We start from the raw sequence: 17,024 nt of genomic DNA, 5'->3' as shown, positions 1-17,024 counted from the left end.
GTGCAGGACAACCGTTTGCGCCGATTTAAGCTGGCGTGAGCAACAGTTTATTGAGCCGGGGTGCGGTCGCCATATATTGCGCTATGAGCACCGCTATACAACGCTTCTTTATAGTGCTTACGACAGACTGAGACGTAGCGTTCATTCCCGCCAATCACCACCTGCTCACCCTCTTTATATGGCGCGCCATGACTGTCGAGGCGTAATACCATACTGGCTTTGCGACCACAGTGGCAGATTGTTTTTAGTTCAACCAGCTTATCCGACCAGGCCAATAAATACTGACTGCCGCTAAACAATTCACCACGAAAATCTGTACGTAATCCATAACAGAGTACAGGTATATCGAGATTGTCGACCACATCAGAAAGTTCTTTAACCTGTTCTCGTGTAAGAAATTGGCTTTCATCCACCAGCACGCAATGCACGGTCTGCTGTTGATGTTCTGCGCTAATTTCCTGCAACAGTGAAGTGTGGTTATTATAAAGTTTTGCTGGAGATGAAAGACCAATACGCGAGCTGACTTTCGCCACGCCAAAGCGGTTGTCGATCTCAGCGGTATAGATCAGCGTGCGCATCCCTCTTTCATGATAATTATAAGAAGACTGTAACAGCGCAGTGGATTTGCCAGCGTTCATCGCCGAATAATAAAAATAAAGCTGAGCCATCAGGCCGAACTCCATGCTTGAAAGGTTACCCGTGTATGTCACGGATTGTATCACAGTATCACGCAATATTGCGGCACCGGCATCTCAGCGCCGCCTGATGACCCTCTGCGGCAGCTTAATTTTACCCCTGCTGTTTAAAGCAACAATCTTCCGTCATGGAAAGCGCATTTAACGGTAAAAAAGCAATATAGAAAGCGTTAATATCGCCGGACTTTTCTCTATTTTAGTTTGCTGTCAGCGGTTCTGTAAGGCCATTCTTAGCTTTTCACCCTCACTATTTGGCTTAACGACAGTAGCAAAACCCTACCTGGCGCACAGTTATGGTGCTTTATTTTTTATCAGATGGCATATTTCTGCATCAATGGGGTTTAAATTTTTGCTAATAGCGTTATGCTAATCCCACTTTAAATAGTTATTTTGAGTTTCTTACAAAATTAACTATTGCAGTTCCTATTTACGGCCTCTATTATTATCAGGCAGAACATTTCTCCCACCCAATATAATGTCGAGAGTTAGGACAATGAGCGAAGCACTTAAAATTCTGAACAACATCCGCACTCTGCGTGCCCAAGCCAGAGAATGCACCCTTGAGACTCTGGAAGAGATGCTGGAAAAACTGGAAGTCGTCGTTAACGAACGTCGCGATGAAGATTCTCAGGCTCAGGCCGAGATTGAAGAACGTACCAAAAAACTGCAGCAATATCGTGAGATGCTGATTGCTGACGGTATCGACCCTAATGAATTGCTGCAGACTATGGCTGCAACTAAAGCTGCGGGCAAAGCAAAACGCGCTGCGCGTCCGGCTAAATATTCATACATCGATGAGAATGGCGAATCCAAAACCTGGACTGGCCAGGGTCGTACTCCGGCCGTGATCAAAAAAGCTATCGAAGAGCAGGGAAAACAGCTGGATGATTTCCTGCTGTAATAGCTGTTCAGGGTGCTTCCCAAATAACCCCATTTGATAAAAATGGGGTTTTTTATTTTCGCCTTTATTGAACATTTGTGACGCCAGGTTGCACAAAAAACAAAGGAAGCCAATGGCTTCCTTTTTTGTTATCTGCAGTAACACCTGTGTTGTTACTGATTACACCTTGTAGAACGCCCTGTACCACGCTACAAAGCGTTTAATCCCCTCTTCCACACCAGTACGCGGCTTAAAGCCAATAACGTCGTACAGCGCTTGTGTGTCCGCACTGGTCTCCAGCACATCACCTGGCTGCATTGGCAGCATGTTTTTATTAGCGGTCATGCCCAGCGCATTTTCCAGCGCCTCAATGTAGGCCATCAGCGTAACAGGATTGCTGTTGCCGATATTATATACACGGTATGGCGCCGAGCTGGTGGCTGGCGAACCCGTTTCTACCGTCCAGTTTTCATCTTTTACCGGCACGATATCCTGCAGGCGAATAATCGACTCCGCAATATCGTCAATATAAGTAAAATCGCGACGCATTTCGCCATGGTTATAAACATCGATACTCTCGCCCGCAATAATAGCGCGGGTGAACTTGAACAATGCCATATCGGGGCGTCCCCAGGGACCATATACGGTAAAGAAGCGTAACCCGGTGGTAGGAATTCCGTACAGATGGGAATAGGTATGCGACATCAGCTCATTGGCTTTTTTGGTCGCTGCATAAAGTGAAACCGGATGATCAACCGAATCATCGGTCGAGAATGGCATTTTTCTGTTTAGTCCATACACCGAGCTGGAAGAGGCATATAACAAATGCTCAATGTTATGGTGACGACAACCTTCCAGCACATTTAAATGACCGACTAAATTGGCGTCAGCATAGGCATGGGGATTATCGATGGAATAACGTACGCCTGCCTGCGCCGCCAAATGAATCACGCGCTGGAAACCCTGTTCGGCGAATAATTGCGCCATGCCCTGACGATCGGCAAGATCGCAGGCGACAAATAAGAATTCAGGTTGAGATTTAAGCAGTTCGAGGCGGGCAATTTTGAGATTTACATCGTAGTAATCATTCAGGTTGTCGATTCCGACAACCTGGTGACCGGCTAACAACAACCGTTGGCTAACGTGAAAACCAATGAAGCCTGCTGCGCCGGTGACCAGATATTTCATACATTCCTCGTTAATTATGCAATTTCAATAGACGCTCCGCGGCCGATTGCATAATAAACAAAACCGCGCTTGCTGACTCTTTCTGGATCATACAGGTTACGACCATCAAAAATCACGGGTTCTTTTAAGGCATTTTTAATCACATCAAAGTCTGGCGCGCGGAAGTTTTTCCACTCTGTACAAATGACCAGACCATCAGCGCCCTGCAATGCTGCTTCTTTGGTGCCCATCAGCTTCAGATCGGCACGATGGCCGTAAATACGCTGAGCTTCGTCCATCGCTTCAGGATCGAAAGCCTGAACGGTGGCGCCCGCCTGCCATAATGTTTCCATCAGCACGCGCGCAGAAGCTTCACGCATATCATCGGTATTCGGCTTAAACGACAGCCCCCACAGAGCGAAGGTTTTGCCCTGCAGATTGTCACCAAAGTGGCGCTTAATAAAGGTCGGCAGTTTATTTTTCTGCGCGTCATTAACCTCTTCCACCGCCTGCAACAGACGTGGCGTGTAGCCAATTGACTCAGAAGTACGGATCAGCGCCTGCACATCTTTCGGGAAGCAGGAACCGCCGTAGCCGCAGCCAGGGTAGATAAAGTGATAGCCGATACGCGGATCGGAACCAATACCCTGACGCACTTTCTCAATATCCGCACCCAGAAGTTCCGCCAGGTTAGACATCTCATTCATAAAGCTGATTTTGGTTGCCAGCATACAGTTCGCGGCATACTTGGTCAGCTCGGCGCTGCGGATATCCATCAGGATCATACGATCGTGATTACGGTTAAACGGCTCGTAAAGTTCACGCAGCAGTTCCACCACATCCTCATTATCGGTACCGACAACGATACGCTCAGGACGCATACAGTCATTGACCGCTGCACCCTCTTTCAGAAACTCAGGGTTGGAAACCACATCGAAACTGATGTTGTGGTCACGCGCCTGTAAGGTTTCCGCCATTACCGCACGGACACGGTCAGCGGTGCCTACCGGTACCGTTGATTTGTCGATAACGACTTTGTGCTCGTTCATATGTTGCGCAATGGTGCGCGCCACAGCGGTAACATATTTCAGATCCGCTGAGCCATCTTCGTCTGGCGGCGTTCCGACTGCAATAAATTGCATTACGCCGTGATTAACGCCCTCTTCGGCGTTCGTGCTGAACTTCAGCCGACCGGCTTCGTAGTTCTGCATGACGAGGGGTGTCAGACCTGGTTCAAAGATCGGAATGATTCCTTTCTTAAGGTTTTCTACTTTGTTCTCGTCGACATCGATACAAAGAACGTCATGTCCGACTTCGGCCAGTACCGCAGCCTGAACCAGACCAACATAGCCGATACCAAATACGGTGACTTTCATTGATTTATCCCGCTTTAAAATGAATTACTTTTTATTACCGACGGTGCTTTCCAGCCACTGTTTGAAATCGCTGCCCAGTGATTCATGACGCACACCGTATTCAACGAAAGCCTGCATGTAGCCAAGCTTGTTACCACAGTCATGGCTGACGCCTTTCAGGTGATACGCTTCTACCGTCTGTTTTTCCATCAGCATAGCGATGGAGTCAGTCAGCTGAACTTCACCACCAGCGCCCGGAGGGGTTTTGGCCAGCAGCGGCCAGATATCCGCAGAGAGGACATAACGACCCACAACAGCCAGATTAGATGGCGCTTCCGCTGCTTTAGGCTTCTCAACCACACCGACCATCGGTGCGCTTTCGCCAGGGTTCAGTTCGCGACCTTCACAATCCACCACACCGTAAGCGGTCACATCAGCCACCGGCTCAACCATAATCTGGCTGAAACCTGTTTCATCGTAACGCTTCACCATATCGGCCAGGTTTTCGGTGCTCAGATCAGATTCATACTCATCAATGATAACGTCTGGCAGGATCACCACAAACGGCTCGTCGCCAACCAGTGGCAGTGCGCACATCACCGCGTGGCCGAGGCCTTTGGCAATACCCTGACGTACCTGCATGATGGTGACATGAGGTGGGCAGATAGACTGAATTTCGTCCAGCAGCTGGCGCTTAACGCGTTTTTCCAGCATTGATTCCAGCTCGAAACTGGTATCAAAATGGTTCTCGATGGCATTTTTGGAAGAGTGCGTGACCAGCACAATTTCATTGATTCCTGCTGCGATACACTCGTTAACGACATACTGAATTAACGGCTTATCAACCAAAGGCAGCATCTCTTTAGGAATAGCTTTGGTGGCTGGCAGCATACGCGTCCCCAGCCCTGCTACAGGGATTACCGCTTTTTTTACTTTAGACTTATAGGCAGACATCAAGATACCTCTCTTTAGGCCGTTCAAGTTATTACTTGATATGTCGATTTAAAAAACGAAAGTGAGTATATCAGTTCAGAGACGCAGGATTTATCCTGGTTAACCAAATTCCAGTTAAATTAAGACTATTACCCAAGTGTAAAGCTTATAGCTGGCGCTGTCGTCGGCGTGGTAAACAATAATATTATCTGTTTATTATTCAGTCGACAGCATCAGCCGAAGCCTGCCACCCGCGCCCCACACCTGACATTGCCATGCGTCGCAGCGCTGGCTTATTTGATTAAGATGTGTGCTGCCAAGCGTTCCCAGCGGTACACCATTATTTAACTGAATTTGATGGGTGTTAATGTTCAGCGTGGCATTCAGTCCGGCAGAGACGAGGATCAAATTTTTCAGGCCTTGATGATAATAGCCGACCAATAATGGAAATTGACCGTTCAGATTAGCCTGACGCAATAACAGATTCACCTGTTTTAACAAGCCACCTAATTCCGGCAAGCGCGGCCCCTGCCCGGATAACTGTTCCTGGAGTAAACCATTAAACAGCGCACGTAATAAAAGCGCAGCCAGCACGCCATTATCTCCGGCACGGGTCACATCCAGACAGTAAAAGGCGAGATCTTTTTCCGACAACGCGGCAATGTCCAGCACCAGGCCGGGCTGTTCCGCCATGGTTAACTGGCGGTAATTAATCCGGCAATTGGCGATAACCTGCTGTACCGGCGGCTGCAACTCTTTAAGCAGTTTAGCTGCCGCAGAAGGATCGCGCACCAGCGCATCCCAGTCCTGAAACAGCTGCTCATCCTCTTCCACTTTCGAAGTGAACATCGACGGATAGAGACACTCATATACCGCCTCGCGCAGCCGTTCGAGATCCCTGACCGGTTTCAGCAGCACATCCTGCACGCCAAGACGCAGCACATGGGCGATATCGGACATATTCTCGGTAGCAGAGACAATAAGAATCGGTAAGGTATTACCGCGGGCACGCAGATGCTCTACCAGCCGAATCCCATTCATACGCGGCATATCCAGATCGCATATCATCATATCGGGCGTCTGGTGTTGCAGAGCATCCAGTGCTTCAAGTCCATCGCCAACGGCGACCGTCGTCGCGCCCAAAGCCTGAAGGAAGTTTTCCAGCAGGGTACGGAAAACCAGCTCATCTTCAACGATGAGTATCTGCTTTCCGATTAATGGTTTTTCCATTGCTCCCCCTTGTGCGCCAGATAATTCAATAGTGGTTCATAAAACGCACTTATGCCTGTCAGAATTGCCTGAAGTCACCATCACTGGCGGTGACAGGCTTGATTACCTGTTTCGAACAAGCGGTAAAAGCTCATCCATTTTTTTTTCGACGGCCAGTTTGCCTGCCGCTATCGCTTCTTCAGCACGATGAAAATCGAGCGTCGATATCTGCGGGCAAAAAGGTTGAATAAGTACATCAGGTGGATCGCCCGCCATGCGGTTGCGCTTAACCCGGTTCTCTAACACCTGGATGGAGGTGGTCATAATTTCCATCGCCCCCGGCGTCTGGTTGATGCGGCGGGTGGCCATTTTTGACAACTGCTGACGCAGTTTACCGCCCCAGCTGGTGACTGGCTCGCTCTCCTGCTCCGCGCTTTGCGGCGTAACCGACAGCAAATCCTGCTGCATCAGGTGCGCATCATGTTGTAAATCGACGGCAATAACAATGTCGGCGCCTAATGCGCGCGTTAGCGAAATTGGCACCGGATTCACCACGGCCCCATCCACCAGCCAGTAGCCATTGTAACCGACGGGCGCCAGTAAACCCGGCATGCTGCAGGACGCGCGAACGGCCTGATGAAGATCACCTTCCGTCAGCCAAAGCTCACGGCCGGTGCTGAGATTGGTTGCCACCGCACCAAAACGCATTTTACACTGTTCGATATCTTCATGCGTGATCAGCCGACGGACGTGGTTAAACACCCGTTCACCGCGCAGCAGGCCGCCGCGACGCCATGAGAAATCCATCAACCGGATAACATCCCAGTAGCTGAATGAGCGGACCCACTTTTCCATCACCGGCAGACGTTCGCTGGCATAGGCGGCGCCAACCAGCGCGCCGACGGAACAACCGGCAACGATATCCACCTTAATGCCTGCGCGCTCAAGCGCATTGATCACGCCGATATGGGCCCATCCTTTGGCGGCGCCCGAACCCAGCGCCAGTCCAATTTTTACCTGTCTCATTCAACCTCTGGCGATAACTCTACGTGCAAATGGCTAACCGCTTGCAGCTCGGTTAACATAACGCTTGTTTTTAATTGTCTGACAACCCGGAGTCCATGTGACTGAAAAGTGTCCGTGCTGTAGCGGAGTGCAGTATAGCCTATGTTGCGAGCCGTGGCTGAATGGGTCTGCATTTCCGCCCACCGCCGAAAAATTAATGCGCTCACGCTATACCGCCTATGTTAAACAGAATGCGGCTTATCTGGTAGCTACATGGCACAGTAGTGCCCGGCACCCACAATTGCAAAGTGTGCTTGAAGAAAGTTTTGCCAACACCCGCTGGCTCAGCCTGAATGTTACTGCTCAACAGGCGGGTAAAGATGACAATGAAGCCTTTGTCACTTTTTTCGCACGTTATACTGAGAATCAGCGCACATCGGCTATCTATGAACGCTCACGCTTTCTTCGGGACGATCAACGCTGGTACTATATCGACGGAATCGCACCGCAGGTGGGTCGAAACGATCGCTGCCCCTGCGGCTCCGACAAAAAATACAAAAAATGTTGCGGCCAATAAAGAAGTAGTGCCGTTTAGATTTGAAACACATGCTCGACAGGATCGATAACGAAATGCAAGCGCAAACTCTGCAACGAAAAGTTTTACGTACCATTTGCCCTGATGCGAAAGGGCTGATCGCTAAAATCACCAATATTTGTTACAAGCACGAGCTGAATATCGTGCAGAACAATGAATTTGTTGATCATCGCACCGGACGCTTCTTTATGCGCACCGAGCTGGAAGGGATCTTTAACGATAATACCCTGCTGGCCGATCTCGACAGTGCTTTGCCACAAGGCTCGGTACGCGAGCTTGGCGCTGCCGGTCGTCGTCGTGTGGTGATTCTGGTCACCAAAGAGGCGCACTGCCTCGGCGATCTGCTGATGAAAAGCATTTATGGCGGTCTGGACGTAGAAATCGCGGCGGTAATTGGTAACCATGAAACGCTGCGCACGCTGGTGGAGCGTTTTGATATTCCCTTCGTCCTTGTCAGCCACGAAGGCATGACGCGCGAACAGCACGATAATAATATGGCAGCGGAGATCGATCGCTATCAGCCGGATTATGTGGTGCTGGCCAAATATATGCGTGTGCTGACCCCGGCGTTTGTGCAGCGTTACCCGAACCAGATTATCAATATCCACCACTCTTTCCTGCCGGCCTTTATCGGCGCACGCCCTTATCACCAGGCGTATGAGCGTGGCGTGAAGATTATCGGCGCTACCGCGCACTACGTGAACGACAATCTGGATGAAGGCCCGATCATTATGCAGGACGTGATTCATGTCGATCACAATTACACTGCGGAAGATATGATGCGCGCCGGTCGCGATGTGGAAAAAAATGTGCTGAGCCGTGCGCTGTATAAAGTGCTGGCGCAACGCGTATTTGTGTACGGCAACCGCACTATTATTCTGTAATAGTCATCCCGGGATGCTGTTTTGTGCAGCAAAGCAGCATCCCGGGTAAAAAAACGGCAAACGATAAAATTTCCGTTATCCAGTGCTTTACAGCCACGTTTCATTTGATATGATGCGCCCCGCTTACGAGCAACGTGTTTCAGGCCAGTGGTGGGGTTCCCGAGCGGCCAAAGGGAGCAGACTGTAAATCTGCCGTCATCGACTTCGAAGGTTCGAATCCTTCCCCCACCACCATTTGCATTGTGCAGCATGTAAATGATATCCCGCTAGTCTCATTTACCCGTTGGGGAAGGATGAGAAGCTTCGACCTCGGAGGTTCGAGTCGAGCGCCAGCGAGACAACGCCGCTTGCGGCGGTAATCCTTCCCGCGCAGTGGGCAGGTACTTTACCTCCGGTCGGTAATCCTTCCCGCACAGTGGGCAGGTATTATCCCTCTGAAACCAAACTTATAATACGCTTCCCCTGGTGGGGTTCCCGAGCGGCCAAAGGGAGCAGACTGTAAATCTGCCGTCATCGACTTCGAAGGTTCGAATCCTTCCCCCACCACCATATCGACCAACGCTTTTCACCAGCCGTAATGACATACCCTGCCCAAATCTGCTACCATCCGGCCATCTTTTCCTACGCGAAACGGCAACTGAAATGAAATTTGTTTCTTTTAATATCAATGGGCTGCGCGCACGCCCGCATCAGCTCGAAGCGATTATCGAACAGCACCAGCCAGATGTTATCGGCCTGCAGGAAACCAAAGTCCATGATGATATGTTCCCGCTGGAAGATGTCAGCAAGCTGGGATACAACGTCTTTTATCACGGCCAGAAAGGCCATTATGGCGTGGCGCTGCTGACGAAAGAGCCGCCGGTTATGGTGCGCCGCGGTTTCCCTGGGGATGATGAAGATGCACAACGCCGTCTGATTATGGCGGAACTGGCGACACCGATGGGCAATCTGACAGTAATCAATGGCTATTTCCCGCAGGGCGAAAGCCGCGACCATCCGACCAAATTCCCGGCGAAAGATAAGTTCTACCGTGACCTGCAAAATTATCTTGAGCAGAATCTGCAGCCGGCAAGCCCGGTGCTGATTATGGGCGATATGAATATCAGCTCAACCGATCTGGATATCGGTATTGGCGAAGATAACCGCAAGCGCTGGCTGCGCACCGGCAAATGCTCGTTCCTGCCGGAAGAGCGCGAGTGGATGGATCGTCTGATGAACTGGGGGCTGGTGGATACCTGGCGCGCGCAGAACCGGGAAACCAGCGACCGTTTCTCATGGTTTGACTACCGTTCAAAAGGCTTTGACGACAATCGCGGGCTGCGTATCGATCTGGTGCTGGCGAGTAAACCGCTTGCCGATCGCTGCATCGCGACCGGCATTGATTATGATATTCGCAGCATGGAGAAGCCGTCTGACCATGCGCCGATCTGGGCGCAGTTCAAACTGTAATGCCATACACGCTGGCCGCTGCGGCGGTCAGCGTGACTGTTTGATGATTTGCCAGATCAGATTATTGGTTCCCAGCGACGCTTTATCGCGCGCGCATTGCAACAACACCCCTTCCTGTTTGATCACCGACCCTTCACTGTAGTTCTGATTGCCATAAGTGCAGCAGCGCGCACAGGGCTGGTTTTGCTGATTATTGCTGCCCTGGGTCCACACCTCGGGCGGCAGATCCACCACCACATCGGTATTGCCGCCGGCACGCGAATGGTTTGATCCATACTCCTGCGACTGCCCCTGCGCCAGTGCGGCGCTGCTCAGCAGCCAGCCAGCACACAATACTACGGCTGATAATTTCATTATCCGGTTTCCTTTGCCTTTGCCGACTTACGCGGCGGTTTTTTGCTTTTGCTGCTGTTCGCGGCAGGCAGACCGCGGAAAGCATGAGCGGCAGGTTGTTGACGTGCCTGGTTAATCAGATTGTAGAGTGTTTCCACCAGCGGATGCATAAATCCCTGGTAGCTGCACTGCTTCTCACTGATTTTCGTCAGCGTCGATTCCCACTGTGCGGTCATATCCGGTCTGGCGGCCATCTCCGGTAACGAGTGAATCAACGCCCGTCCGGCTTCGCTGGAGTGGATATAGCGGCCTTTCTTATACAGAAAGGTGCGTCTGAACAGCAGCTCAATAATTCCGGCGCGTGTCGCCTCCGTCCCTAAACCATCGGTCGCACGGAGGATTTTCTTTAGATCTTTATCCTGAACAAAGCGCGCAATGCCGGTCATCGCCGAAAGCAGCGTGGCATCAGTAAAAGGTCGCGGCGGCTGAGTCTGCTTCTCCACCACTTCACCGCGTTCACACAGCAGCTCATCGCCCTTCGCCACTACCGGCAGCGGCGTGCCATCATTCTCTTCGTCGCGCTCCTTGCTGCCCAGCAATGCCCGCCAGCCTGCTTCCGCCAGAAAACGGGCTTTGGCGATAAATTTTCCGCCTGCAATATCCAGATCGATCACACATTTACGATAAACCGCATCCGGGCAGAACTGCATCAGATACTGCCGCGCCACCAGGCCATAAATATTGGCTTCATTCTCGCTAAGCCGGGTCTGGCTGCTGCGTGCGGTAGGAATAATCGCGTGGTGAGCATCAACTTTTTTATCGTCCCAGCAGCGATTTTTACGGTCGGTGTCAAAATCCGCTGGCGGCGTTAAGTCAGGCTGATGAGCATTGATGGCGTTAAGTACCGCATGGCGGCCGGCAAAGTGCTCATCCGGCAGATAGCGGCTATCAGAACGCGGGTAAGTGATCAGCTTATGGGTCTCGTACAGCTTCTGACAGGTATCAAGCACCGTCTGCGCGCTAAGGCCAAACCGGCGCGCGGCTTCGATCTGCAGGCTGGAGAGTGAAAACGGCAGCGGCGCGGTGTCATTCTCGCGCTTATCCTGGTACTGCGTGACGATGGCCGGTTGCCCGCCAATCCGCGCGACAACATGGTCTGCCAGCGGACGATGCAGTAACCGCCCCTCTTCATCCTGATACGGTTCGCAGGAGTCACTGGGTTGCCACAGCGCGACAAAACGCTCCTCTTTTGGCGTAACGATATGCGCTTTGACTTCAAAAAAGTCCTTCGCGACAAAGTTTTCAATCTCTTCATCGCGACGCACCACCAGCCCCAGTACCGGCGTCTGCACACGGCCAACCGACAGTACGCCGTCATAGCCAGCATTACGTCCCAGCAGGGTGTAGGCGCGCGTCATATTAATGCCGTACAGCCAGTCGGCTCGTGAACGGGCCAGCGCCGACACGCACAACGGAATAAATTCACGGTTTTCGCGCAGGCGGCTCACCGCCCGCTCTACCGCTGACGGGTTCAGATCGTTAATCAGGCAGCGCTGCACTTTTTCGCGCTTTTCAGCGGGCAGTTCCAGATAGTCGAGCACTTCATCAACCAGCAGTTGCCCTTCGCGATCCGGGTCACCGGCATGAATCACTTCGCTGGCCTGTGCCAGCAGACCTTTAATCACATTCAGTTGTTTGGCGACCGAAGGACGCGGCTGTAACTGCCACTTTTCCGGCACTATCGGTAAATCAGCCAGAGACCAGCGCGCAAAACGGCTGTTATAGCTATCAGGCTGCGCCTGCTCCAGCAGGTGCCCGACGCACCAGGTGACCATCTGATCATTGCCACAGGCAATAAAACCATCACCACGACGATGTGGCTTAGGCAACACGTCGGCGATAGCACGAGCAAGGCTCGGTTTTTCGGCAATAAACAGGCGCATTATTTCGTCTTAACCCTTTGCTTCACGGTTGAATCCGACGATGCACGGGAGTCGCCATGCCAGCTGATTATTCATAAGTCACTCCATCGTCGCATCATCGCCGCTATGTTAGCCTGTTCAACCGGCAGTGATAAGCTTATCGTCACTGTCCACGGCTTAATCGCTCATAATGCCGACGAAATGCAGGGTTGCTCACAACCCTGCATGCAGCAATGCAAAAAGTCACTCAGAAATAACTGACAAATGGCGCGCTATCCGGGGGAACCACGGTAGTGGAAGATTTTAACTGCGGGGTGCCGAGATAGAGAAAACCGACAATCGCGTCCTGCTCACGGCAGTTAAACGCATCGCGTACCGCCGCGTGCTCAGTCCAGGCACCGCTGCGCCAGATGCCATTAAAGCCCTGCGCTACGGCGGCCATCTGCATCGCCATTACCGCACAACCTGCGGACACCACCTGCTCCCAGCGCGGCACTTTCGTATCGTTTTCACAATGGGCTACCACGGTGATAATCATCGGCGCACGGAACGGTGCCTGCTGCGCTTTATTGATCGCTTTATCATCCAGTTGATCATCACGAGCCGCTTTTTCCAGCAACTCACTGAAACGCTGACGTCCTTCGTGCTCAATCACAATAAAACGCCATGGCTGTAGCGTGCCATGATCCGGCGCACGCATCGCCGCACGCAGTATATTCTCTAACGCCTCTCCCGCCGGAGCGGGTTCTGCCAGGCGTGATGCCGAGCGGCGGTTAAGCAGTAAATCCAGAGCATCCATTAACGCCTCCTGATAATGAGTAGCATTTACGACAGTGCAAACTAGCACAGGCTGACCTTTTGTTACAGCATAGTGCTTTTTCCTGCTGACAATTGGGCTGCCGCTCTTTAGGATGAGCCCATCCCCCCGCCAGCCGACCGCTTTCGGGTATTACTCTGCGAATATGGAGATGACATGCGCACTTTGTGGCGAATTATCGCTGGTTTTTTTAAATGGACATGGCGTGTAGTGAACTTTGTCCGTGAATTCATTCTTAACCTGTTTTTGCTTTGTTTAATTGTGATTTGTGCAGGCATCTGGTTCCAGATAAACAGCGCAAGTTCTCCGACTGAAGTGCCACGCGGCGCACTGAAAGTGGATCTGTCCGGTGTGGTGGTGGATAAACCGTCGGTCAGCAACCGTCTGAGTAAACTGGGTCGCCAGCTACTTGGCGCCAGCAGCGACCGTCTGAAAGAAAACTCGCTGTTTGATGTGGTGAATGCCATTCGTCAGGCGAAAGATGATAAGAATATTACCGGCATGGTGCTGGATCTGCGCGACTTCGCCGGCGGCGACCAGCCGTCGCTGCAGTATATCGGTAAAGCGCTGCGCGAATTCCGCGACAGTGGCAAACCCATCTACGCCACCGGCAACAGCTACAGCCAGGGACAGTACTACCTCGCCAGCTTTGCCAATACCGTCTATCTCTCTTCGCAGGGCACCGTTGATCTGCATGGCTTTGCCACCAACACGCTTTACTACAAAACGCTGCTGGATAAGCTGAAAGTGACCTCGCATGTATTCCGTGTCGGTACTTACAAATCAGCGGTTGAACCTTTCCTGCGTGATGATATGTCGCCAGCAGCACGCGATGCGGACAGTCGCTGGATTGGTGAACTGTGGCAAAATTATCTGAATACCATTGCGGCTAACCGCCAGATCACGCCGCAACAGCTATTCCCTGGCGCGCAGGGCGTGCTGGATGGCCTGAAGAAAGTGGGTGGTGATACAGCGCAATATGCCAAAGATAACAAGCTGGTCGATGAGCTGGCGTCGCGTGCGGCGGTTGATCTGCAGCTGGCGAAAAAGTTCGGCTACAACAAGCAGGAGCATGATTACAACAATATCAGCATCTATGACTATCCGCTGAAGGACAGCACCACCAGCGATGGCAATATTGCGGTAGTGATGGCGAACGGTGCGATTATGGATGGCGAAGAGGCACCGGGCTCCGTTGGCGGTGATACCACCGCGAAACAGATTCGTGAAGCGCGTCTCGACCCGAAAATCAAAGCGATTGTACTGCGCGTAAACAGTCCGGGTGGCAGCGTCAGCGCTTCCGAAGTGATTCGTGAAGAGCTGGCCGCCGCACGTGATGCCGGTAAACCCGTGGTGGTATCAATGGGCGGGATGGCCGCTTCCGGCGGTTACTGGATCTCAACGCCAGCCAGCTATATCGTCGCCAGCCCAACCACGCTGACCGGCTCGATTGGTATCTTTGGTGTGATTAATACCGTGGAAAACTCTCTTGATGCGATTGGTGTGCATACCGATGGCGTGGCAACCTCACCGCTGGCGGATATTGCGTCGACCAAAGCACTGCCAGACGAAGTGCAGCAGCTGATGCAGCTGAGCATTGAGAACGGCTATAAAAACTTCCTCGGTCTGGTGGCGAAATCGCGTAATAAAACCCCGGAACAGATTGACCAGATTGCCCAAGGGCACGTCTGGACCGGCAGCGATGCCAAATCCAATGGTCTGGTGGATGCACTCGGCGATTTCGACGACGCAGTCGCCAAAGCGGCGGAGCTGGCGAAACTGAAAGATTATCAGCTGCAATGGTCACAGGATGAACCGACGCTGTTTGACGCCCTGCTCAGCCAGATGGATGTTTCGATCCGCGCCTCACTGCCGGAAGCGCTGAAGGCGTATCTGCCTGCGCCTGTGGCCGATGTGATGGCGGATATGCAGAAACAGCCGGGCTTGTTCGACGATCTGAACGATCCACAAAACCGTTATGCACTCTGCCTGACCTGCGGCGACGTGCGTTAATCTGTGCGGGCGGCGCGAACGCTGCCCCTGTGCTGGTCTGTTGCAGGGGCGGCGTTCTCGCCGCCCTTTTTGAGTGACGAATTGAGTCTATTTATGCAAAAAAAATCTATCTATGTTGCCTACACTGGCGGCACCATCGGTATGCAACGTTCTGAACAAGGCTATATTCCGGTATCCGGCCATCTGCAAACCCAGCTGGCGAATATGCCCGAGTTTCACCGTCCTGAGATGCCTGACTTCACCATCCATGAATACGCGCCATTAATGGATTCCTCGGATATGACCCCGGAGGACTGGCAATCGATCGCGGAAGACATCGAGAGAAACTACGATAACTACGATGGCTTTGTGATCCTGCATGGTACCGACACCATGGCTTTCACCGCTTCCGCCCTCTCCTTTATGCTGGAGAATCTGGCGAAACCGGTAATTGTGACCGGATCGCAAATCCCGCTGGCCGAGCTGCGTTCCGATGGCCAGCAAAACCTGCTGAATGCGCTGTTTGTCGCGGCAAACTATCCCATTAATGAAGTCACCCTGTTCTTTAATAACACCCTGTTTCGCGGCAACCGCACCACCAAAGCCCATGCCGATGGCTTTAACGCCTTTGCTTCGCCAAACCTGGCGCCGCTGCTGGAGGCCGGGATCCATATTCGCCGTCTGAATACGCCATCAGCCCCGCAGGGCAACGGCCCGCTGATTGTCCATCCGACCTCACCTCAGCCGATTGGCGTGGTCACTATCTATCCGGGCATTTCCGCCGAGGTAGTGCGTAACTTCCTGCGTCAGCCGGTAAAAGCGCTGATATTGCGTTCCTATGGCGTTGGTAATGCGCCGCAAAATGCCGAATTTATTAACGAACTGAAAGATGCGGCCGCGCGCGGCATAGTGGTAGTTAATCTGACACAGTGCATGTCCGGCAAGGTCAATATGGGCGGCTACGCGACCGGCAATGCGCTGGCCCATGCGGGCGTGATTAGCGGCTTTGACCTGACGGTGGAAGCGGCGCTGACCAAACTGCATTTTCTGCTGAGCCAGAACCTCTCCAGCGCCGAAGTGCGCCAGCAGATGCAAACCAATCTGCGCGGTGAGTTAACCCTTTAAAATAATGAGAACCTGATGAAACGAGCTTTATTGCTGATCGATCTGCAGAATGACTTTTGTCCCGGCGGTGCACTGGCGGTCAATGACGGCGATGCCACCATTGCCGTCGCCAATCGCCTTGCCGCTGAGTTTCGCCAGCGTGGCGATACGGTGATCGCTTCACAGGACTGGCATCCGGCCGATCATGGCAGCTTCGCCTCGGTTGCCGCTCAGCCCGCTTTTACCGAGGGTGTGCTGAATGAACTGCCACAGACCTGGTGGCCGGATCACTGCATCCAGGGGAGTGCAGGAGCAGAATTTCATCCGCAGCTGGATGTATCGCTGATCCAGGGCGTATTTCATAAAGGCCAGGATGCGGCTATCGATAGCTACAGTGCGTTTTTTGATAATGGCTATCGCCGCAAAACTGCGCTGGACAAGTGGCTGTCGCGACGTGAGATTCAGTCACTGCTGATTATTGGTCTGGCGACCGACTACTGCGTGAAATTCAGCGTGCTGGATGCACTGAAGCTGGGGTATCAGGTTGAGGTGCTGCGCGAAGGCTGTCGTGGTGTCAATCTGCAACCCGACGCCAGTGAGCAGGCATTTGCCGCTATGGCCGCCGCAGGCGCAATTATCCTTTAAAAACGATCACGGGCTGAAAACATCAGCCCGTGTTATCGC

16 protein-coding genes and 2 tRNA genes are annotated in these 17,024 nt (G+C 52.3%); 9 read left to right on the top strand and 9 right to left on the bottom strand.

What is annotated here, in order from left to right:
- Nucleotides 1–47: 47 nt before the first annotated feature.
- Nucleotides 48–668, bottom strand: coding sequence for a thymidine kinase (gene tdk / locus N5923_RS18095; protein WP_267144976.1), 621 nt, complete (start codon nucleotides 666–668; stop codon nucleotides 48–50).
- Nucleotides 669–1,188: 520 nt separating this feature from the next.
- Here tdk and hns point away from each other — a divergent pair.
- Nucleotides 1,189–1,596: a histone-like nucleoid-structuring protein H-NS gene (gene hns, locus N5923_RS18090; RefSeq protein ID WP_017799856.1), complete on the top strand. Its 408-nt coding sequence runs from the start codon at nucleotides 1,189–1,191 to the stop codon at nucleotides 1,594–1,596.
- Between the two features lie 159 nt (nucleotides 1,597–1,755).
- Here hns and N5923_RS18085 read toward each other — a convergent pair whose 3' ends face one another.
- The 5 genes from N5923_RS18085 to rssA form a co-directional block, all read right to left on the bottom strand.
- On the bottom strand, nucleotides 1,756–2,763 hold the full coding sequence (locus tag N5923_RS18085; protein WP_267144978.1) for an NAD-dependent epimerase: 1,008 nt from the start codon (nucleotides 2,761–2,763) through the stop codon (nucleotides 1,756–1,758).
- Nucleotides 2,764–2,777: 14 nt separating this feature from the next.
- Entirely contained in the window at nucleotides 2,778–4,118 is a 1,341-nt protein-coding gene (locus N5923_RS18080; protein WP_267144979.1) for a UDP-glucose dehydrogenase family protein, read from the bottom strand.
- A gap of 24 nt (nucleotides 4,119–4,142) precedes the next feature.
- Nucleotides 4,143–5,051 carry a UTP--glucose-1-phosphate uridylyltransferase GalU gene (gene galU / locus N5923_RS18075; protein ID WP_267144980.1) on the bottom strand — a complete coding sequence of 303 codons (909 nt, stop codon included), beginning with the start codon at nucleotides 5,049–5,051 and terminating at the stop codon, nucleotides 4,143–4,145.
- Nucleotides 5,052–5,246: 195 nt separating this feature from the next.
- Nucleotides 5,247–6,260, bottom strand: coding sequence for a two-component system response regulator RssB (gene rssB / locus N5923_RS18070; protein WP_267144981.1), 1,014 nt, complete (start codon nucleotides 6,258–6,260; stop codon nucleotides 5,247–5,249).
- 102 nt (nucleotides 6,261–6,362) lie between these two features.
- On the bottom strand, nucleotides 6,363–7,265 hold the full coding sequence (gene rssA, locus N5923_RS18065) for a patatin-like phospholipase RssA (protein ID WP_267144982.1): 903 nt from the start codon (nucleotides 7,263–7,265) through the stop codon (nucleotides 6,363–6,365).
- Nucleotides 7,266–7,362: 97 nt separating this feature from the next.
- Here rssA and N5923_RS18060 point away from each other — a divergent pair, with 97 nt between their 5' ends.
- The 5 genes from N5923_RS18060 to xthA all read left to right on the top strand — a co-directional run bounded on the left by N5923_RS18060 (nucleotide 7,363) and on the right by xthA (nucleotide 10,172).
- Nucleotides 7,363–7,821, top strand: a complete 459-nt coding sequence (locus N5923_RS18060) for a YchJ family protein (RefSeq protein ID WP_267144983.1) — start codon at nucleotides 7,363–7,365, stop codon at nucleotides 7,819–7,821.
- Nucleotides 7,822–7,874: 53 nt separating this feature from the next.
- Nucleotides 7,875–8,723: a formyltetrahydrofolate deformylase gene (gene purU / locus N5923_RS18055; protein WP_017799849.1), complete on the top strand. Its 849-nt coding sequence runs from the start codon at nucleotides 7,875–7,877 to the stop codon at nucleotides 8,721–8,723.
- Nucleotides 8,724–8,872: 149 nt separating this feature from the next.
- A tRNA-Tyr gene (locus N5923_RS18050) sits at nucleotides 8,873–8,957 on the top strand.
- Between the two features lie 230 nt (nucleotides 8,958–9,187).
- Nucleotides 9,188–9,272: transfer RNA gene (locus tag N5923_RS18045), tRNA-Tyr, on the top strand.
- Between the two features lie 93 nt (nucleotides 9,273–9,365).
- Nucleotides 9,366–10,172, top strand: coding sequence for an exodeoxyribonuclease III (gene xthA / locus N5923_RS18040; RefSeq protein ID WP_267144984.1), 807 nt, complete (start codon nucleotides 9,366–9,368; stop codon nucleotides 10,170–10,172).
- A gap of 27 nt (nucleotides 10,173–10,199) precedes the next feature.
- On the opposite strand, the gene N5923_RS18035 is transcribed toward xthA, so the two are convergent.
- The 3 genes from N5923_RS18035 to N5923_RS18025 form a co-directional block, all read right to left on the bottom strand.
- The gene (locus N5923_RS18035) at nucleotides 10,200–10,526 is read right to left on the bottom strand and encodes a DUF1496 domain-containing protein (protein ID WP_267144985.1); all 327 of its coding nucleotides are present in this window, start codon (nucleotides 10,524–10,526) and stop codon (nucleotides 10,200–10,202) included.
- Complete coding sequence (locus N5923_RS18030; protein WP_267144986.1) at nucleotides 10,526–12,448, bottom strand: DNA topoisomerase III; 1,923 nt, start codon at nucleotides 12,446–12,448, stop codon at nucleotides 10,526–10,528. Before N5923_RS18030 ends, N5923_RS18035 begins: the two co-directional genes overlap by 1 nt.
- Nucleotides 12,449–12,674: 226 nt before the next feature.
- On the bottom strand, nucleotides 12,675–13,226 hold the full coding sequence (locus N5923_RS18025; RefSeq protein WP_267144987.1) for an NAD(P)H nitroreductase: 552 nt from the start codon (nucleotides 13,224–13,226) through the stop codon (nucleotides 12,675–12,677).
- A 174-nt stretch (nucleotides 13,227–13,400) separates the two neighbouring features.
- Here N5923_RS18025 and sppA point away from each other — a divergent pair, with 174 nt between their 5' ends.
- The 3 genes from sppA (at nucleotide 13,401) to pncA (ending at nucleotide 16,985) form a co-directional block, all read left to right on the top strand.
- On the top strand, nucleotides 13,401–15,257 hold the full coding sequence (gene sppA, locus N5923_RS18020; RefSeq protein ID WP_267144988.1) for a signal peptide peptidase SppA: 1,857 nt from the start codon (nucleotides 13,401–13,403) through the stop codon (nucleotides 15,255–15,257).
- A gap of 93 nt (nucleotides 15,258–15,350) precedes the next feature.
- A complete protein-coding gene (gene ansA / locus N5923_RS18015) occupies nucleotides 15,351–16,361 on the top strand; it encodes an asparaginase (protein WP_267144989.1) in 1,011 nt (336 codons plus the stop codon).
- A gap of 15 nt (nucleotides 16,362–16,376) precedes the next feature.
- Entirely contained in the window at nucleotides 16,377–16,985 is a 609-nt protein-coding gene (pncA, locus tag N5923_RS18010) for a bifunctional nicotinamidase/pyrazinamidase (RefSeq protein ID WP_267144990.1), read from the top strand.
- Nucleotides 16,986–17,024: the final 39 nt, after the last annotated feature.

The sequence above is a fragment of the Winslowiella arboricola genome (genome assembly GCF_025527015.1).
Taxonomy (GTDB): domain Bacteria; phylum Pseudomonadota; class Gammaproteobacteria; order Enterobacterales; family Enterobacteriaceae; genus Erwinia; species Erwinia arboricola.
This window is presented reverse-complemented; position numbering and strand designations above follow the sequence as displayed.